Here is a 2204-nt window from a genome sequence, read left to right on the forward strand (position 1 = left end):
GGCCGGCAAAGCTTAAGGCACCATCAGGCGTCGTAATAATGGCCGGCTGAGGGGCGCGAGCCTTCGTTGTCGTGAGCCAGGGAAATGGCCACCATGCCGCCGGTGACGAGCGACGCACCGAGCCATGCCAGCAGGACGCCGGGCAGGTGGCTGTGGAAAGGGAATGTGGAGGCCGCCAGGATGGCCAGCCCCAGCAAGGTACTCAGGGCCGCCAGGGAAATGGCGGTGCGGTGCAGCGAACGGGCGTCGGACATGGACATGGTGTACTTCCAGCCGGGGCGCGGTCGTCCAGACCTGCCCCGTCGATCGGATCGCAAGGACCACGATCCACCGTGGCCACAGCCGCGCAAACGTTTTCGCGGTTCACCTTAGGGAAGCAAATTCCAGGCCTTAACAAAAGGGGCCTGCACGCGGCATTCACGCGTGGCCTTCACATTTGCAGGCCCGCGGCATGCGTCAGGGAGTGACGAATCGCGGCAACTTGCGTCAGGTGATCGGCAGGCTGATCCGGCAGATGACGCCCCCGGGCGCGAAGGCCAGGTTCGTTTGGCCTCCCAGTTGGTCGCCCAGCGTGCGTTCGATCAGGCGGGTGCCGAACCCGCGGTGGCCAGGCAACTGCACGGCCGGCCCCCCGGCTTCGCGCCAGGTGATTTCACAGTGCTGGCCGTCCACGTGCCATTGGATGTGCACGTTGCCGCCATCGTTGCTCAGGGCCCCGTACTTGAGCGCATTGGTGGCCAGTTCGTGCAGGGCCATGCCCAGGGTCACGGCCTGATGGGGCGCCAGGCGTATGTCAGGCCCATGGCAATGGATACGCCCGGACATGTCCACCGGCCACGCCATTTCGGCGACGATCTCGGCAACGCCTGCGCTTTCCCACGAGGCACGGGTGAGCGCGTCGTGGGCGCGAGAGAGCGCGATCAACCGGGCGGTGAACACCTCGGCTGCCTCCTGGTCGGCGCCCGGCCGGCGAAAGGTTTGCGCGGCCATGGCCTGCACCACGGCCATGGTGTTCTTCACCCGGTGGTTGAGTTCGTTGATCAGCACCTGCTGTTGCTGTTCGGCCATCTCGCGCGCCCGCTCGGCGGCGATGCGGGCGGTGGTCTCCACGACGATGGCGAAGAAGCCGGCGGGTGTGCCTTCGTCGTCGTAGAGAGGGCTGTAGTCGAGGTCCAGGTACACCGTCTCAGGTTCCTGCCTGCCGTGGCGATACAGCAGCAGGGTGAAGTCGCGGTAGCTGATGGATTCGCCACCGCGGGTAATGCGAAGGATCTCCGCATTGAATGCGGCGACCTCCGGCCAGCCTTCCAGCACGTTCATGCCGAACAGCCCCGGGTGGCGCTCGCCGGCGAACAGTGCATAGCCATCGTTGTAGATCAGCCGGGCCTCGCTGCCCCAGGCCATCACCATGGGGGCCGGCGAGGCCAGCAGCATGGCCGTGGCGGTACGCAACGAAGATGGCCAGCTGTCAATCGGACCCAGGGACGTGGCCGCCCAGTCGTGCTCGCGCAGCCGGCGCGCCATCTCACCCTGCGTGCTATCGGACAACCGTCGTGTGGGCGGGTGGGACATGGATTGCGGTTCTACAGTCAGGCATGTGGTGGCGCCGTCGAGCGCGACGTAATGCCTTCGACCCAGCCCGGACGCTCACCGAGCTTGCCGATCACGGCCTGGTAGGTGAGTTCGCGGGCCACGGCGAGCACCGTGGCTGCATCGTTGCTGGCGTCGATGACCGTTGCATCGAGCAGGTCCGGCTCAAGGAAAATGGCCCGGCACCGCGCAAGGTTGTCGACGTCCTCGAAATGATTGGGCTTGTCGCCGCGGGCGCGGATGCGCGACAGGCCTTCGTTGGGGTCGACGTCAAGCACCAGCAACAGGTCGGGTCTCGGCGCGAAGTCGTTCGCGGTCAGCAGTTCGTGGACATCGAGCCCCGCCGCGCCCTGGTAAGCCACGTTGGACGGGTAGTAGCGGTCCAGGATCATCACCTCACCGCGCCGAAGTGCCGGGGCGATCACCGCTTCGACGTGCTCGCGGCGATCGAGCAGCAGGTAGCGCAGTTCTTCCGCGGCATCGAGCCGTCCCTCGATCGCCGACTGCCGGAGCTTGGTACCCCACGGGCCGGAGGTCGGTTCCTTGCCGATGGTGACGCCCAGGCCTACATTCTTCAGGACCGCCCCGAGGCTGGTGGCGAGGGTGGTCTTGCC

Annotated in this window: 3 protein-coding genes; all 3 read right to left on the reverse strand. The window is 66.4% G+C overall.

Going from position 1 to position 2204, the window contains the following annotated elements; all coding sequences use genetic code 11:
- Positions 1-23 precede the first annotated feature (23 nt).
- Positions 24-260 carry a hypothetical protein gene (locus VK519_RS11925; protein WP_324350037.1) on the reverse strand — a complete coding sequence of 79 codons (237 nt, stop codon included), beginning with the start codon at positions 258-260 and terminating at the stop codon, positions 24-26.
- A gap of 226 nt (positions 261-486) precedes the next feature.
- Positions 487-1572 carry a sensor histidine kinase gene (locus tag VK519_RS11930; RefSeq protein WP_324350039.1) on the reverse strand — a complete coding sequence of 362 codons (1086 nt, stop codon included), beginning with the start codon at positions 1570-1572 and terminating at the stop codon, positions 487-489.
- A gap of 17 nt (positions 1573-1589) precedes the next feature.
- Positions 1590-2204, reverse strand: a 615-nt coding sequence (gene tmk, locus VK519_RS11935) for a dTMP kinase (protein WP_324350040.1), incomplete at its 5' end; no start/stop codon positions are given.

The sequence above is a fragment of the Pinirhizobacter sp. genome (genome assembly GCF_035317885.1).
In the GTDB taxonomy this organism is placed as follows: Bacteria; Pseudomonadota; Gammaproteobacteria; order Xanthomonadales; family Rhodanobacteraceae; genus Pinirhizobacter.

Bases quoted from the DNA above. Each gene is read 5' to 3' on its own strand.
- VK519_RS11930 (WP_324350039.1), bottom strand. From the start codon at position 1,572: ATGTCCCACCCGCCCACACGACGGTTGTCCGATAGCACGCAGGGTGAG.
- VK519_RS11925 (WP_324350037.1), bottom strand. From the start codon at position 260: ATGTCCATGTCCGACGCCCGTTCGCTGCACCGCACCGCCATTTCCCTG.